Origin of the sequence: Leptotrichia rugosa (assembly GCF_041200005.1) — a bacterium.
Taxonomy (GTDB): domain Bacteria; phylum Fusobacteriota; class Fusobacteriia; order Fusobacteriales; family Leptotrichiaceae; genus Leptotrichia; species Leptotrichia rugosa.
In genome coordinates, this window is the sequence record NZ_CP165644.1 from 1,703,943 (window position 1) to 1,716,094 (window position 12,152).

27 protein-coding genes and 2 tRNA genes are annotated in these 12,152 nt (G+C 27.6%); 15 read left to right on the top strand and 14 right to left on the bottom strand.

Features of this window, described 5'->3' with window-relative positions:
• The first annotated feature begins 40 nt into the window (after positions 1–40).
• The gene (locus AB8B22_RS08585; RefSeq protein WP_369710805.1) at positions 41–232 is read left to right on the top strand and encodes a hypothetical protein; all 192 of its coding nucleotides are present in this window, start codon (positions 41–43) and stop codon (positions 230–232) included.
• 44 nt (positions 233–276) lie between these two features.
• Here AB8B22_RS08585 and AB8B22_RS08590 read toward each other — a convergent pair whose 3' ends face one another.
• The 11 genes from AB8B22_RS08590 to AB8B22_RS08640 form a co-directional block, all read right to left on the bottom strand.
• On the bottom strand, positions 277–444 hold the full coding sequence (locus AB8B22_RS08590) for a hypothetical protein (RefSeq protein ID WP_369710806.1): 168 nt from the start codon (positions 442–444) through the stop codon (positions 277–279).
• A gap of 39 nt (positions 445–483) precedes the next feature.
• A complete protein-coding gene (locus AB8B22_RS08595) occupies positions 484–717 on the bottom strand; it encodes a helix-turn-helix domain-containing protein (RefSeq protein WP_068157173.1) in 234 nt (77 codons plus the stop codon).
• A 113-nt stretch (positions 718–830) separates the two neighbouring features.
• Positions 831–1,265 carry an OB-fold protein gene (locus AB8B22_RS08600; protein ID WP_369710807.1) on the bottom strand — a complete coding sequence of 145 codons (435 nt, stop codon included), beginning with the start codon at positions 1,263–1,265 and terminating at the stop codon, positions 831–833.
• 32 nt (positions 1,266–1,297) lie between these two features.
• Complete coding sequence (locus AB8B22_RS08605; RefSeq protein ID WP_369710808.1) at positions 1,298–1,741, bottom strand: hypothetical protein; 444 nt, start codon at positions 1,739–1,741, stop codon at positions 1,298–1,300.
• Complete coding sequence (locus tag AB8B22_RS08610) at positions 1,728–1,913, bottom strand: excalibur calcium-binding domain-containing protein (RefSeq protein ID WP_082729362.1); 186 nt, start codon at positions 1,911–1,913, stop codon at positions 1,728–1,730. Before AB8B22_RS08610 ends, AB8B22_RS08605 begins: the two co-directional genes overlap by 14 nt.
• Before the next feature lie 82 nt (positions 1,914–1,995).
• A complete protein-coding gene (locus tag AB8B22_RS08615) occupies positions 1,996–2,283 on the bottom strand; it encodes a DUF1829 domain-containing protein (protein ID WP_369710809.1) in 288 nt (95 codons plus the stop codon).
• Between the two features lie 145 nt (positions 2,284–2,428).
• Positions 2,429–2,560: a hypothetical protein gene (locus AB8B22_RS08620; RefSeq protein ID WP_369710810.1), complete on the bottom strand. Its 132-nt coding sequence runs from the start codon at positions 2,558–2,560 to the stop codon at positions 2,429–2,431.
• A 34-nt stretch (positions 2,561–2,594) separates the two neighbouring features.
• On the bottom strand, positions 2,595–2,741 hold the full coding sequence (locus AB8B22_RS08625; RefSeq protein ID WP_369710811.1) for a hypothetical protein: 147 nt from the start codon (positions 2,739–2,741) through the stop codon (positions 2,595–2,597).
• A 14-nt stretch (positions 2,742–2,755) separates the two neighbouring features.
• Positions 2,756–3,271, bottom strand: coding sequence for a DUF6978 family protein (locus tag AB8B22_RS08630; RefSeq protein ID WP_369710812.1), 516 nt, complete (start codon positions 3,269–3,271; stop codon positions 2,756–2,758).
• A gap of 35 nt (positions 3,272–3,306) precedes the next feature.
• On the bottom strand, positions 3,307–3,732 hold the full coding sequence (locus AB8B22_RS08635) for an ImmA/IrrE family metallo-endopeptidase (RefSeq protein WP_369710813.1): 426 nt from the start codon (positions 3,730–3,732) through the stop codon (positions 3,307–3,309).
• A 9-nt stretch (positions 3,733–3,741) separates the two neighbouring features.
• Positions 3,742–4,200 carry a helix-turn-helix domain-containing protein gene (locus tag AB8B22_RS08640; protein WP_369710814.1) on the bottom strand — a complete coding sequence of 153 codons (459 nt, stop codon included), beginning with the start codon at positions 4,198–4,200 and terminating at the stop codon, positions 3,742–3,744.
• Between the two features lie 235 nt (positions 4,201–4,435).
• Between AB8B22_RS08640 and AB8B22_RS08645 the strand changes: the two genes are divergently transcribed.
• Both AB8B22_RS08645 and AB8B22_RS08650 read left to right on the top strand, forming a co-directional pair.
• Positions 4,436–4,759: a hypothetical protein gene (locus tag AB8B22_RS08645; protein WP_369710815.1), complete on the top strand. Its 324-nt coding sequence runs from the start codon at positions 4,436–4,438 to the stop codon at positions 4,757–4,759.
• Positions 4,756–5,034 (top strand): hypothetical protein, encoded by a 279-nt coding sequence (locus tag AB8B22_RS08650; RefSeq protein ID WP_369710816.1) that lies wholly within the window; start codon positions 4,756–4,758, stop codon positions 5,032–5,034. Before AB8B22_RS08645 ends, AB8B22_RS08650 begins: the two co-directional genes overlap by 4 nt.
• Positions 5,035–5,264: 230 nt before the next feature.
• Here the strand turns inward: AB8B22_RS08650 and AB8B22_RS08655 are convergent, their stop codons facing one another.
• Positions 5,265–5,513, bottom strand: a complete 249-nt coding sequence (locus AB8B22_RS08655) for a hypothetical protein (RefSeq protein WP_314081084.1) — start codon at positions 5,511–5,513, stop codon at positions 5,265–5,267.
• A gap of 414 nt (positions 5,514–5,927) precedes the next feature.
• On the opposite strand from AB8B22_RS08655, the gene AB8B22_RS08660 reads away from it, so the two are divergent.
• The 12 genes from AB8B22_RS08660 (at position 5,928) to AB8B22_RS08715 (ending at position 11,947) form a co-directional block, all read left to right on the top strand.
• Positions 5,928–6,299, top strand: a complete 372-nt coding sequence (locus tag AB8B22_RS08660) for a hypothetical protein (protein WP_369710817.1) — start codon at positions 5,928–5,930, stop codon at positions 6,297–6,299.
• On the top strand, positions 6,296–6,976 hold the full coding sequence (locus tag AB8B22_RS08665; RefSeq protein ID WP_369710818.1) for a Rha family transcriptional regulator: 681 nt from the start codon (positions 6,296–6,298) through the stop codon (positions 6,974–6,976). Before AB8B22_RS08660 ends, AB8B22_RS08665 begins: the two co-directional genes overlap by 4 nt.
• Before the next feature lie 8 nt (positions 6,977–6,984).
• Positions 6,985–7,182, top strand: a complete 198-nt coding sequence (locus AB8B22_RS08670) for a hypothetical protein (RefSeq protein ID WP_369710819.1) — start codon at positions 6,985–6,987, stop codon at positions 7,180–7,182.
• A 9-nt stretch (positions 7,183–7,191) separates the two neighbouring features.
• On the top strand, positions 7,192–7,959 hold the full coding sequence (locus AB8B22_RS08675) for a hypothetical protein (protein ID WP_369710820.1): 768 nt from the start codon (positions 7,192–7,194) through the stop codon (positions 7,957–7,959).
• A gap of 1 nt (position 7,960) precedes the next feature.
• Entirely contained in the window at positions 7,961–8,227 is a 267-nt protein-coding gene (locus tag AB8B22_RS08680; RefSeq protein WP_369710821.1) for a hypothetical protein, read from the top strand.
• 4 nt (positions 8,228–8,231) lie between these two features.
• Positions 8,232–8,822 (top strand): ERF family protein, encoded by a 591-nt coding sequence (locus AB8B22_RS08685; protein ID WP_369710822.1) that lies wholly within the window; start codon positions 8,232–8,234, stop codon positions 8,820–8,822.
• A gap of 5 nt (positions 8,823–8,827) precedes the next feature.
• A complete protein-coding gene (locus tag AB8B22_RS08690; RefSeq protein ID WP_369710823.1) occupies positions 8,828–9,163 on the top strand; it encodes a single-stranded DNA-binding protein in 336 nt (111 codons plus the stop codon).
• A gap of 41 nt (positions 9,164–9,204) precedes the next feature.
• A complete protein-coding gene (locus AB8B22_RS08695) occupies positions 9,205–9,708 on the top strand; it encodes a siphovirus Gp157 family protein (RefSeq protein ID WP_369710824.1) in 504 nt (167 codons plus the stop codon).
• Positions 9,709–9,748: 40 nt separating this feature from the next.
• A complete protein-coding gene (locus AB8B22_RS08700) occupies positions 9,749–9,934 on the top strand; it encodes a hypothetical protein (protein WP_369710825.1) in 186 nt (61 codons plus the stop codon).
• On the top strand, positions 9,934–10,323 hold the full coding sequence (locus AB8B22_RS08705) for a YopX family protein (RefSeq protein ID WP_369710826.1): 390 nt from the start codon (positions 9,934–9,936) through the stop codon (positions 10,321–10,323). The genes AB8B22_RS08700 and AB8B22_RS08705 overlap by 1 nt, the downstream gene beginning before the upstream one ends.
• Positions 10,320–10,514 (top strand): hypothetical protein, encoded by a 195-nt coding sequence (locus AB8B22_RS08710; protein ID WP_369710827.1) that lies wholly within the window; start codon positions 10,320–10,322, stop codon positions 10,512–10,514. The genes AB8B22_RS08705 and AB8B22_RS08710 overlap by 4 nt, the downstream gene beginning before the upstream one ends.
• A 74-nt stretch (positions 10,515–10,588) precedes the next feature.
• The gene (locus AB8B22_RS08715; RefSeq protein ID WP_369710828.1) at positions 10,589–11,947 is read left to right on the top strand and encodes a recombinase family protein; all 1,359 of its coding nucleotides are present in this window, start codon (positions 10,589–10,591) and stop codon (positions 11,945–11,947) included.
• 24 nt (positions 11,948–11,971) lie between these two features.
• Here the strand turns inward: AB8B22_RS08715 and AB8B22_RS08720 are convergent.
• Together AB8B22_RS08720 and AB8B22_RS08725 are read right to left on the bottom strand one after the other, a co-directional pair.
• Positions 11,972–12,055, bottom strand: a tRNA-Leu gene (locus tag AB8B22_RS08720).
• Positions 12,056–12,070: 15 nt separating this feature from the next.
• Positions 12,071–12,146 (bottom strand) — tRNA-Lys (locus tag AB8B22_RS08725).
• Between the last annotated feature and the right edge of the window lie 6 nt (positions 12,147–12,152).

Consider the following 12,152-nt stretch of genomic DNA (forward strand, 5'->3'; position numbering starts at 1 on the left):
TAATATTACTGTCGAATAATAACTAAAAGGAGGTAATCTTATGTCCTTGAATGATATAGAACTTTATTTAAAAAAATACGATGTTCAAAATCCTGTTACAATTCAAACTACATCTAATATTTTTCCTTCTTGCGATATTGAACAAGTATTAGAAAACTCTCTTATTATCGTTTATGAAAATAAAGTTTATCTATTAAATTTTAAACATATTATTTTTATTAAACCAGAATAATATTTTAAAACAAAAAATATTACATTTTTATTTTTGGGAGGCTTTTATGCCTCTTTTTTAAATGTCGCTTCTTCCTTAAATTCCGTTTTTATCCAATCGGAAATTGTTTCAAATTCATTTAAAGTAACATCATTTTTTTGCAATATTTGCTTAAATATTTCTTTTATTGATTTACATTTCTTTATTTTTTCGTTAAATTTTATTTCTCCCATCTCAAACCTCCTCTCTCAATATTTTTCTGTAATTTATTTTTAGTTACATTTAACTTCAAAAAAAAATGAGAAAGGTACATTTAAAGCAACTGCCCACTTTTCAAGAGTTTTAGTATTTATAGTTTTTCCGTTTTTTAATCTATTCAAAACAAAAGATAACGCTGACTTTGATATTCCAATTTTATTAGCTAACTCTCCTTTGCTTAAACCTTTTTGATTCCTTGCAAATTCTATATTTGCATAAACATTTTTATGATATTCGCTCATTGTCATTATTCTCACCTCCTATATATTGTAATTTATTTTTAGTTACAAGTCAAGTGTTTTTTTAAATTTTTACAAAAAGCAACAAAAAAGAAGCATTTCCCAGCTTCTTTATAAATTTATTATTTTTTACTTGTAGCTTTAGATATTTCATCAATATCAACTGAATATCCCATAACCTCTCCAACGTCTTTAACTTTACCCTTTACAGTTATTTTATCACCTTTAGAAAGTTCAGCAATCACTTTTTTTTGATCATCATTTTTTACAAATGCCTGAACTCCTGTAAGTGTAAGGTCATTACCTGAAGGTTCAATCGTTACATAATCTCCTTGTGCGTCAATATTACCTAAAACTCCTGTAATTTCATAATCTTTACCCTTATGAGCTTGAGCAGCTTTTAAAGCATTTCCTTCCAAGTCACTAACTAATTGTTTAGCCGTTATTTTTTCATACGTAACCGCTTTTTTCTCAGTACTTATATTATTTGTGCCAGAATTTGAATCTGATTTTGAATCATTACCCCCAACACTTCCAACTGCTAAAATTACAAACAAAGCACATCCAATCAATAAACCTATTTTCTTTTTCATATTTTTTCTTCCACCTCAATTTTTTTTATAAAATACATTGCAATTAAATACAATACAAACATATATATAACATCATATATATCAAATGTTCCAGTTACAAACCAAAGTTGTAATATTTCTGTTATTATACTTCCAGCAAATATTGATGAAAGCATAATTCTATTTTTAAAATAAATGCTTAAAAACATTGTAAATGAATATACCCACAAAGCGTCAGGTAAAGAAAATAAGACACTTTTGGGAATATATATTCTGTATTTATAAAAATTATCTCTCAAAAAATTTATTATAAAATCCAATTTCAAAAATTTAAACCATTTAAACATTAACAAATTTTTTTCTCGAAATAATATATAAATCATTGAACCAGCAAATATTGATAAAAATACATGAATAATTTTTTCGCCATTTCCTGTTTTTAAAAATTTATTTACTTTCACAAGCTATTCCATCTTTATCTCTGTCTAATTTAGGTCTGTATCCTGGTTGCCCTCTCTTGATATTTTTGTACCCTTTCGCTTTTGCTTCCTTACAGTTTTTAAAGTACAGTGTTTCTGTGAATGTGTTAGCACTAACAAATGCTAATGTTAAAATTACAAATAATTTTTTCATTTTGATTCCTCCATCTTTTTATATTTTGAAACCAAAATTAACCCTGCTTAAATTTATTATGTATTTAGTATTCTTGTATATCTTATGCTATCATTTCTTTAATCCATTTTTCTTTTTGTGTCCAATTTAACACCTCGATTTTTTTCTTTTTTAATACCTCTTCTAATTCGTTGCTCAATTTTCGTTCTGTATTGTTAAAGATTATTATATTTTCTGAATTTCTTTCTTCTAAATCTTCAAAAGCAAATATAGCAGAAATAATTTTATCTTTATTGTTAGAATTAATAACCCGTATTAATTTTTCTTTTTTATTTTTAGTCCTATTGATAATATAATCAATGTTATATTCTAAATTATTTTTTCCAACCAATTTTATATCAGGACTAGGGTAAAAATCATTTTTTTCAAAAATAAAGCAACATCTTCTTTGAAAAAATGTTTCACATTATTAGAGGAAGTTAAAAACATATCATCTATTGATAATATTCCTTGTATAAAATCATTAATATCTCTTCCTATATTTTGATAACTACTTTTTTTATGATTTCATCTTCAGATGTTTTATTAAGTCCATAAGATCTTAAAAATTTTTCAAAGATCTCTTTTCTTTTTACAATATTCACTCCAGAAATTTCTAAATTAAACAAAGTTTCGCCATCATCAGATAAAATGATTTCGTTATTATTTTTTTACAATTATATCAATCAAATCATTATTTGAAAGTGCAAAAGGTGTAGTAATTATATCTATACCATTCTTATTTTTTATTTTAGTATTTTCTCTTATCCATTTCAAGTATTCGTTTACTATACTATTTATTTCCATCATTTTACCTCCTTTGTTTAAAAAAGATTTTGATATTCATATTTTTCTACTTTATTTTTCTTATAAAAAACTATATCATTTTTTAAATTTATTTCTTTTTTATAAAAATTAACGACTTTCTTAATTTCCTCAATATCTTTTGTATCAAAAACTCTTGACAAAGGAATAGCCCAATTTCCCACTTTTTTATCTCCAATATTTGCGATATGAATATGATTCTTTGAAATGATAGCTCCTTTATATTCATCTAATAGCAAGTTACCTGTGGTATAATTAGGATTCCTATGTTCATGACCGTTTATATCTATTCTGCACAAATTTATTCCATACAAAGGATAATTTAAATTCAGTGTATATCTACCTTTTATGTTTCCAGAAAAAAATGTGTTTAATATAAATTTTATTTTATTGTTTTCTGCTGCTTTTAATTCAAATATTTGCTTCCTAATGCATGTTATCACTAAATCTTTATTATCTTTTTCGATTTTTTCAATTTCTAAAAGTTTATTTATTTCATCTTGTGTTATATCCATATTTTACCTTATCTTTCATAAAATTTCAAACATTTTCAATTCTTAGTGTATCTTTTCATCTCTTCCAATATCCGCAATCCCAAATCACAATCTCTAGCAGTTTCATAGCTAACTTCTTCTTGATACTTCATCAATTCTACAGCAAATTCATTTGCTTCGTTTTCTAATTCGGGAGCATAGCACAGAAAATTATTTTTTAAAAGAAGTGTATTTTTAGAACTATGATAGAGTGCATGTCCTAACTCATGGCATAGGACAACTAAACGCGAATATTCATCCAAATTTTCATTTATGACAATATATTTTCTTCTTAATATCCTTCTGAAAAAACCTTTTATATCTTTAAAGTAATCGTATTTTATTTCAATATTCAACTTTTTACATAATAAATACGGATTGCTCGTATTGTATTTCTCTACTAAGTTTTTTACTCTACGTTTCATATTTTTATGTTTCTTCATACGAATCCTCTATTTTCTCTTATTTTTCATTTTAGCATCAAAAAAAAGTTCTTGCAGACTGTCGTGTAATCTTTTCTTATCCTCATCACTTATACTGTTATCATTAAAAAAGTAGGCTGCACTGTTCATAACTTCATCTAGTTGTACTCTCTCCCTCTTGTTTAATCTTGAAATCCTGTCAAGTTCTTCGCTTTTGCCAATTGTTTCCCTTCTTTGTTTTTCTAATTTTTTTAATTTTTCAATTTTTTTATCTTTTTCTAACATAGCTATTAATTCTTCTTCTTTTTTTGCACACTCTGGAAATTTCCTTATTAAGTTTTCAACAAATTTCTTGGAAGCTGTTTTTTTACCGTTTTTTATGTTGGATACATAAACATGTGTAACTTCCATTTTTTTTGAAAATTCTGTTAAAGTCATATTTTTCTTATTCAAAAATTCTGTCAAAAATTTTTCTATTTGATAACTCATGGATTCAACTTCCCTTCGTTCATTAATTTACATTATTATTTTACCACATTTTTTCGCACTTCCTAGAAAAAATTTAAAAAAATTCAAAAAAATACTTGACTTGTAACTAAAAATAAGTTACAATATGTTTGTAAATAGGAAAAACAAATAACTTTAATTTTTTTTGAAAAAATTCGTAACTAAATTTTAGATACAAAATTTATTTAAAGTTACAATAACAATAGGAGTGATGAAAATGACAGAACTAGAAGAAATAAAAGATGTTGTCTCTGACGAAATACAGCGTCAAATCGCAGACGGTACTTTCGTCAAAAATTACGATGAAGGTACAATTGAATTTACTGATGAACAGCTTGAACAAACTCTTCAAGAATTTGCTGAGAACGGCTGGGATTCGGAAGAACAGAAAGTCATAAAAGAATGTTTCAAGAATTACAGTTTTGAAGAGGAAGAGGAAGTCAGCATACCTTATAAAGACTGTAATGGTAGAATTGATTGGTATGATACAGGGGAAACGAGAATAAATTATTTTGAGATGAAAAGAATTGAAGGGAGATGATGATAGAAATGAAAAACACAAAGAAATTGACTAAATTAGAAAAATATGCCGAGATAGATCAGGTTGCACTTTCTGAAGAAGTTCAAAGTTTAGTGTACGAAAGAGTAGAAGAAGACTATTCTTTCAGTATCCCCTCTGTAAAATATCAAGGATATTTCTATGAAGATGGTGAAGAACTTGAGGATGAAAGTGTAACCTCCGAAAGCCTTATAGCTCTGGTTACATATATTACAGAAAAAGGCTTTCCGATAACAAAAATCAACAAAGTTAGATAAGGAGGAATTTAAAATGAAATATGAAGCATTGGAAATGGTGAATAAGAACAGTAATAAAGTAAGAAAAGAAAATAGCAAAAAGTTAGTGAACAGAATAAAAAAATTATTTAAAAAGTAAGGAGATAAACTATATGAAATTTTTAAAAAAATTTTGGGAAAAAATAAGACCAAAAACATATTTTGATTTATTGGTCTTGAACATGATTGCCTTGATATTAGTAATTATAAAATTATTGCTTAAATAATGCGATTACAGATATTACAATGCTTATTATAGATAAAATTAATGTTAGCCGAAACTGTTTGGAGTTTCCGATTTCTTTCTGAATTTCAAATTTATTAGACTTCTGAAACTCCCTTAAATGTTTTTCAAGCATTCTTACTACATCTTTGTTATCTTTAAACTCTTTAGGTAATTTAGATATTGCTTTTTCTAATTTTTCTATAGAACGGCAAATATCTTTATAATCATTCGACATAAATAAATACTCCTTTTAAGTTAAATTATGTTTATTCAAAAACTGACTATCTTTTGACAGTCAGAACTTATTAAACAACAGATATGAAACGGTTTAGCCAAAACCGATTTTACTTAATAATTTTACAATATTAATTTTAAAAAATCAATAAAAAGCGTTAATTTAATCGTGCCATCTGATGACACTGCATATTTTTGCGCAAGGCATAGCTACTAGAATATGTAGAGCTGTCATAATAAATCTTCTTTTCTAATATTTATTTAATTTTTAAAAGCAGATGGCACAATTAAGTCAATACAAAATATATCTTAAAATCAGCATAAATAACATGTCTGAGTAACAAAAGCACTTATCAATTAAACAATTAAGCAATTCTAGAATTGCTGGTTTGAGATAAAAAAATAGGAGGAATTTATGAAAACAGAAGAACAAATTAGAGAAATGGAAGAAATACTGCACAGAGAAGTTGATTTGTTAATGAGACAAGGAAAAACTTTTAAAGATCCTGAATCGCAAAATTTACATGGCATGCTAGGCATTATACGTATTATTTTAGATGATGAATTAAGCCTTATTTATTCAGAAGACTATAAAAATCTTTACTGGTTTATTAATCTTCACAAAAACAGATTTGTTATTTCTTCAACTGTGGATAAAGACAGAACATCAGATAAAGAGCGAAAAGAAGAAGGAAATTATTTTAAAACTAAGGCGGAAGCATTTTTTGTATTAATGAAGCTAAGAACTGATTTGATAGAAAATAAAGGAAAACAGGAGGAAAAATGAAAGAATTGCAATTATTAGAATCAAAAGGAACAATGACATCATTGGAAATTGCAGAAATTACAGGTAAGGAACATTACAATGTCTTGAGAGATATTAAAGACGAAATCAGTAAATTAGGAACCGAAAGAGCTGAACTCATTTTTGAGTTGAGTGAGTACAAAGATACAACAGGTCGAAAATTACCAATGTATGTAGCAAATATACAAGGAATATTACAGCTGGGAGCAAGATACAGTGCTGATGTTAGATACAAATTGATTGAGAAAGTAACAAAAAAAGAAACTGTTAAAACTAAAGAAAATACATTTAAAAATGATTTGCTTGACATCGAAAAAGACAAAATCAGATTAGAAAAAAGCAGAATTTTAAAGGAATTGTCTCAATCGTTTACGAACGAAAAATACCGAGAAACTTTACAAATTTATAGTGCAAATGCTCTCTATGATGATCCGATTCTAGAACTTCCAGCTGTTAAAAAGAAAAGCTACACAGCAACAGAAGTCGGCAACAAGTTAGGAATTACATCAATGAAAGTCGGAAGCATAGCTAAAAAGCATAATTTAAAGACAGAAGAATTTGGATTTTGGGCTTACGACAAAGCAAAATATAGCAACAAGCAGGTGGAAAGTTTTAGATATTACGATAATGTAATTGACGAAATCAAAAAATATATTTAGGAGGAAAAATGAAAAAGAGAATATTTAAAAATACTGTAAAAGTGATTTTAACTATCGCATTAACTATTGCAGCTTATAAATATGCTGCGATAGAAAGAGGGTATTTTTTAGGAGTGATTGGCGGTGGAGAAACTTTTATTCCAGCGCTGTGCGGAATGCTGTTTTGGCTTTTGCCTTCAATGGTTAAAGAAATGTTGAGAAAGTAGGAGAAAATTATGAGTAGTTTGAGAAAAATTAAAAAGAAAAAGTTTAAAGAGGAAATAACTGAAAAAGCAATGGATTACACAAAATTTGTGCTAGATGAAAACGAAAAGACAAAAGTTTTCTCGATGATGGCGTTGTCAAATTTGTGTAAATATTATAGAAACTACTTCAGTATTCCAAACATTACAGACAAAAATCTTGTAAAAGGTGATACTAAAATATCAAAACTGTTGGAAGAACAAACTTTATGGTGCAGCTTTGAACTTGAGGACATCATACAACGAAGTTTCAGGACATTGACAAGACTCATAGAGGAATATGATTATGAAGATTTGCAAAATCCAAATCAGCGAAAAATAAAAGACTTTAAAAATGAATTTGTAGTCGTCGAATTTTCAAAAATTTATCAAAAAGAATTGATAAATTTAAAAATTAAATTTGATAAATATCTAAAAACTAGATACGAAGAAACAGAAAATGCGCTAAAACAGATACTTGTAATATTTGCATACTATAACATATTTAAAGCACAAATTTGCAACAAAATAAAAGATTTTGATAAAAAAAATAGAATGTATATCAAAACTTTGATAACAAAAACAGATAAAAAAATCAAAGAAATGGAAGAGGTCATCGTAGAAAGTGGGGAAATTGACTTTGAAAAAGAGGCGTTAAGCCTACTAGCTTTTGAAGAAGCTGGAATCAAAATTAAATGGGTAGGATATAGCAGAAAAGAAGCATTAAAAGCTAGAAAAAAATACGAAAGGATTAGCGGATAAGATGAAAAAAGAAATTAAGGAAAAAGTGATGAAAATAATGGATTTAGCTCTTGAAATAAACTCAAGAGAAAAAAATACAATTTTTGTTGAGTTTTCTGGTCATACAAATGAAATTTGTGTTCACGCTTATGAAAGCGGGTGGGAACACTGGATAAAAACTGAAGAAGGAAGAAAAAAAATGAATGAAAGTTATTTATATTTAGACAAAGACGATTGTGTTGAAAAATTAAATAATTTAATAAAAAAATTGAAAGAAATGAAAGGATAAAGATATGAATATTTACGAAAAAATACAACAAGCAAGAGTAGAATTACAAAAAAGCGGACTTAAAAAAAGTGGGCATAATAAATTTGCAGGTTTTGATTATTTTGAATTAAAAGATTTTTTACCACGAGTGAATACAATTTTCAGTGAATTAAAATTGTTTTCAAAATTTGATTTGACTGAAAACGAAGGAATTTTAACTATTATTAACTCTGAGAATTTAGAAGAAAAAGAAACTTTTGTGACACCTATTGCAAAAATAGAGACGAAAGGACAAAATGTTTTACAGCAAATAGGCTCAACTCATACATATTTAAAAAGATACTGCTACTACAATGCTTTAGAAATAATTGCAAATGATGACTTTGAGTCGACGATTGATAAAGAAGAGTATGAAAAAGCAATTAAAGCAATTAACACATTTCACCAATTTTTCGAAAGAGAGTTAAGTGATTTTTTGTTAATAAATAATGCTAAACAAATAGCAGATTTAGAACCATTTCAAGTTATAAAATTCAAAAAATTTATGCATAAAAAAGCAAAAAATGATTCTGAACTTGCGAAAAAAATAAAAAAATTTAGTGAAAAAGGAGAATAAAAAATATGAACAATGCAATATTGATGGGAAGATTAACAAGAGATGTGGAACTAAATTACAGCCAAAATGGAAAAGCATTTACAAGGTTTGCAATAGCAGTAAATAGAATCGGAGAAGGAGCTGATTTTATAAACTGCGTTGCTTGGGAGAAAACAGCTGAAACAATAGCTGAGTATTTTAAAAAAGGTCAAAGAATTCTAGTTCAAGGAAGTATTAGAACAGGAAGTTATGAAAAGAACGGTCAAACTATTTATACAACTGATATTTTAATAAGCCGATTTGAATTTATCGAAAGCAGCAAAAAGAAATATGCTGATGACGACGAATTTCCTTTCAGCTAAAAAATAGGGGGGATTAAAAAATAAAAACAGGAGAAAAAGATATGAGTTTAAGTTTAATAAAATATGAGTTAAAAGAAATAAATAATATCGCAAATTTTTTAGACAGCGAAAATAACGAATTAGACGAAGAAACAATAAACGACACAAAAGAAAGTGTAGAATTGCTTTTAGAAGAAAAATCAGAGCAATTAGAGTTAATATTAAAAGAACTAGAAGCGAAAGAAGAAAAATGCAAAGAAATTGCTGATTTTTATGCTAAAAAAGCGAAATATTCAAACGAAAAGAAAAAAATACTCAAGGAATTAATCCTTGGAGCGATGCAAAAACTTGACACTAAGAAAATAGAAACTGCAACAGGGACATTTACAATCAGAAATAACACACCGTCTTTAATAATCGATGATGAGAATTTAATACCGCAAAAGTTTACAACTTTTGTGCAAACTAAAAAAATTGAGAAAAATGAGATAAAAAAAGAAATTAAAAACGGTGTGGAAATACCAGGAGTGCATTTAGAAACAACTCAAAGTTTATTAGTAAAATAATAAAAGTGAGGGAATGTTTGAGAGAAAAAGGAGGATAAAAATGGAAAGAGAAAATGTAGAAAAATATTTAAAAGAAAACTTAAAATGCGTTAGTGTAAAACCGAGAAAAATAATTATGGGTGGATGGACTGTTTTAGAACCTGTTATATTTCTAGAATTCAAAGATGGTTCAAAAATGAGATTTTTTGGACCTGACTTAAATTTGGAAAAATGGGAGGATAAATAATGAGAGAAATAAAATTCAGAGCTTGGCTTAAAGAAGACAAGAAAATGGAAAATGTCAAAACAATGGATTTTACAGATAAAACTATACGATGTTTAAAAAAGAATGAATTTATTAATGCATATCTTTTAAGAAGAGTGAGCTTTGATGATGTTGAGTTAATGCAATATACAGGATTAAAAGACAAAAACGACAAAGAAATTTATGAGGGGGATGTTGTGGTGCTTAACAACATCGAAATTGATAATATGTGTATTGTTAGATACGAACATAGCAGCTACAGATTAGAAGGTTGGAGTCTGAGGGAGGATTTATCAAATGTGGAAGCTAAATTTTTAGAAGTTGTTGGGAATATTTACGAAAGCAAAAACCTTTTGGAGGAAAACAATTGATAAAATATGCTGAAATACACAAAATCAAAATTGAAAATGAAATAAGATATATAGCAAAAATGTATGTCACTTATAGAGACGAAATGATAGATAGTTTTAGTAGCAATTATTTAGAAAAAGTTGTTGAATATTTAATAAGCGAAGAATACGTTATATCAAATTATTTTGATATGACAGAAACGGAGGGATAATGATGAAAAACAAAGAAGAGGTATTAAAACTATTATACAAAATTAAAGCAGAACAGGACAAAAGGAGAAAGTAAATGAAAGCAATTATATATGCAAGAGTTAGTACAGAAATTCAGGAAGAGGGGCGTTCACTTGAGTTTCAGATAAGAAAATGTGAAGATTTTTGTAAAATGAGCGGTTATAAGCTCAAGGAAGTTATACAGGATGTGGAGAGCGGAGGCAACGATAATCGTGAAGGCTTTCTTAAACTACAGCAAGAAATCAAAAAGAAATCGTTTGATGTGCTTGTAGTTTATGAGAGCTCCCGTATCTCTCGTGTAACTTTAACTATGTTAAATTTTGTTTTAGAGCTGCAAAAAAGCAATATAAAATTTGTATCTATTTCACAGTCTGAAATAAATACAACAACCCCTACTGGTATGCTGTTCTTTCAAATATTCGCTGTATTGGCAGATTATGAGAGAAAGCAAATATCAATGAGGGTGAAATCAAACAAATGGGCTAGAGCCAAAGCAGGAATATGGCAAGGCGGAACTATTATTCCGATTGGTTATAAAAAAGATGAACACAACAATATTACAATAGATCCTGAAACTTCTGAAGATGTTATAAGCATTTTTAACACATACTTAAATACTAAAAGTCTATCTGAAACAGCAAATATTTTCAACAAAAACATTTCATCTGTCAAATGGATTTTGCAAAATGAATTTTACATTGGAAATCTGATGTACGGAAGAAAAGAAAATAATATTAATACTGGAGAAGTGAAAATAAACAAAAAAATAACGATATTTAAAGGAAATCACAAAGCATTAATAAGTGAAGAAGTTTTTAGGGAAGTACAACGGCAAATGTTATTTAAACAACGTGTAATACGTAAAGAAGGAAAGTTTTTATTCACAGGTATATTAGAGTGTACCTGTGGCGGTAAAATGTTCAAAAATGGTGTTAATTATAGATGTGACAAATGTAAAAAAGCAATATCTATGAATAAGGCTGAAAAGTTTATAATACATAAATTATTAAACTTAAAAGAATTAGAGTTTTTGAATGAAAAACCTAATTTAGAAAAATATACAAAAGATAGAGAGAATATAGATAAACAAATTAAAAAAATAGATAAAGAAAGAACTAAATATTTAGAATTATTTGCAAAAGAATTGATAAATGAATTTGAATTAAATGATAAACTTGAGGAACTCAAAAATAGAAAACGAGTATTTGAAGATTCCTTAAATGATATTGATAGAATAATAAAAGACAAGACAATAAGCGAAGAAAAAATGGACAATATAAAAATTTTAAAAGAAGTGCTTGAAAATATGGACGAAACAGACAGGTATAATTTATTTTTGATGTTGAGAATGCTGATAAAAAAGGTAAAAATAAAAAAATATCAACCTTTAGAAGTGCTGATATTACTAAACTAATCCACTATTTCGTGTGGGCTTTTATGGTGCGAAAGGTGGGACTCGAACCCACATGTCAAAGACGCTAGATCCTAAGTCTAGTGCGTATGCCAATTTCGCCACTCTCGCAAAAATTTTTTTAAATGGTGAGCCATACTGGGATCGAACCAGTGACACCTTGATTAAAAGTCAAGTGCTCTACCGACTGAGCTAATGGCTCATATCA

Bases quoted from the DNA above. Each gene is read 5' to 3' on its own strand.
- AB8B22_RS08585 (WP_369710805.1), top strand. From the start codon at position 41: ATGTCCTTGAATGATATAGAACTTTATTTAAAAAAATACGATGTTCAA.
- AB8B22_RS08590 (WP_369710806.1), bottom strand. From the start codon at position 444: ATGGGAGAAATAAAATTTAACGAAAAAATAAAGAAATGTAAATCAATA.
- AB8B22_RS08595 (WP_068157173.1), bottom strand. From the start codon at position 717: ATGACAATGAGCGAATATCATAAAAATGTTTATGCAAATATAGAATTT.
- AB8B22_RS08610 (WP_082729362.1), bottom strand. From the start codon at position 1,913: ATGAAAAAATTATTTGTAATTTTAACATTAGCATTTGTTAGTGCTAAC.
- AB8B22_RS08625 (WP_369710811.1), bottom strand. From the start codon at position 2,741: ATGATGGAAATAAATAGTATAGTAAACGAATACTTGAAATGGATAAGA.
- AB8B22_RS08630 (WP_369710812.1), bottom strand. From the start codon at position 3,271: ATGGATATAACACAAGATGAAATAAATAAACTTTTAGAAATTGAAAAA.
- AB8B22_RS08635 (WP_369710813.1), bottom strand. From the start codon at position 3,732: ATGAAGAAACATAAAAATATGAAACGTAGAGTAAAAAACTTAGTAGAG.
- AB8B22_RS08640 (WP_369710814.1), bottom strand. From the start codon at position 4,200: ATGAGTTATCAAATAGAAAAATTTTTGACAGAATTTTTGAATAAGAAA.
- AB8B22_RS08645 (WP_369710815.1), top strand. From the start codon at position 4,436: ATGACAGAACTAGAAGAAATAAAAGATGTTGTCTCTGACGAAATACAG.
- AB8B22_RS08650 (WP_369710816.1), top strand. From the start codon at position 4,756: ATGATGATAGAAATGAAAAACACAAAGAAATTGACTAAATTAGAAAAA.
- AB8B22_RS08655 (WP_314081084.1), bottom strand. From the start codon at position 5,513: ATGTCGAATGATTATAAAGATATTTGCCGTTCTATAGAAAAATTAGAA.
- AB8B22_RS08660 (WP_369710817.1), top strand. From the start codon at position 5,928: ATGAAAACAGAAGAACAAATTAGAGAAATGGAAGAAATACTGCACAGA.
- AB8B22_RS08665 (WP_369710818.1), top strand. From the start codon at position 6,296: ATGAAAGAATTGCAATTATTAGAATCAAAAGGAACAATGACATCATTG.
- AB8B22_RS08670 (WP_369710819.1), top strand. From the start codon at position 6,985: ATGAAAAAGAGAATATTTAAAAATACTGTAAAAGTGATTTTAACTATC.
- AB8B22_RS08675 (WP_369710820.1), top strand. From the start codon at position 7,192: ATGAGTAGTTTGAGAAAAATTAAAAAGAAAAAGTTTAAAGAGGAAATA.
- AB8B22_RS08680 (WP_369710821.1), top strand. From the start codon at position 7,961: ATGAAAAAAGAAATTAAGGAAAAAGTGATGAAAATAATGGATTTAGCT.
- AB8B22_RS08685 (WP_369710822.1), top strand. From the start codon at position 8,232: ATGAATATTTACGAAAAAATACAACAAGCAAGAGTAGAATTACAAAAA.
- AB8B22_RS08690 (WP_369710823.1), top strand. From the start codon at position 8,828: ATGAACAATGCAATATTGATGGGAAGATTAACAAGAGATGTGGAACTA.
- AB8B22_RS08695 (WP_369710824.1), top strand. From the start codon at position 9,205: ATGAGTTTAAGTTTAATAAAATATGAGTTAAAAGAAATAAATAATATC.
- AB8B22_RS08700 (WP_369710825.1), top strand. From the start codon at position 9,749: ATGGAAAGAGAAAATGTAGAAAAATATTTAAAAGAAAACTTAAAATGC.
- AB8B22_RS08705 (WP_369710826.1), top strand. From the start codon at position 9,934: ATGAGAGAAATAAAATTCAGAGCTTGGCTTAAAGAAGACAAGAAAATG.
- AB8B22_RS08715 (WP_369710828.1), top strand. From the start codon at position 10,589: ATGAAAGCAATTATATATGCAAGAGTTAGTACAGAAATTCAGGAAGAG.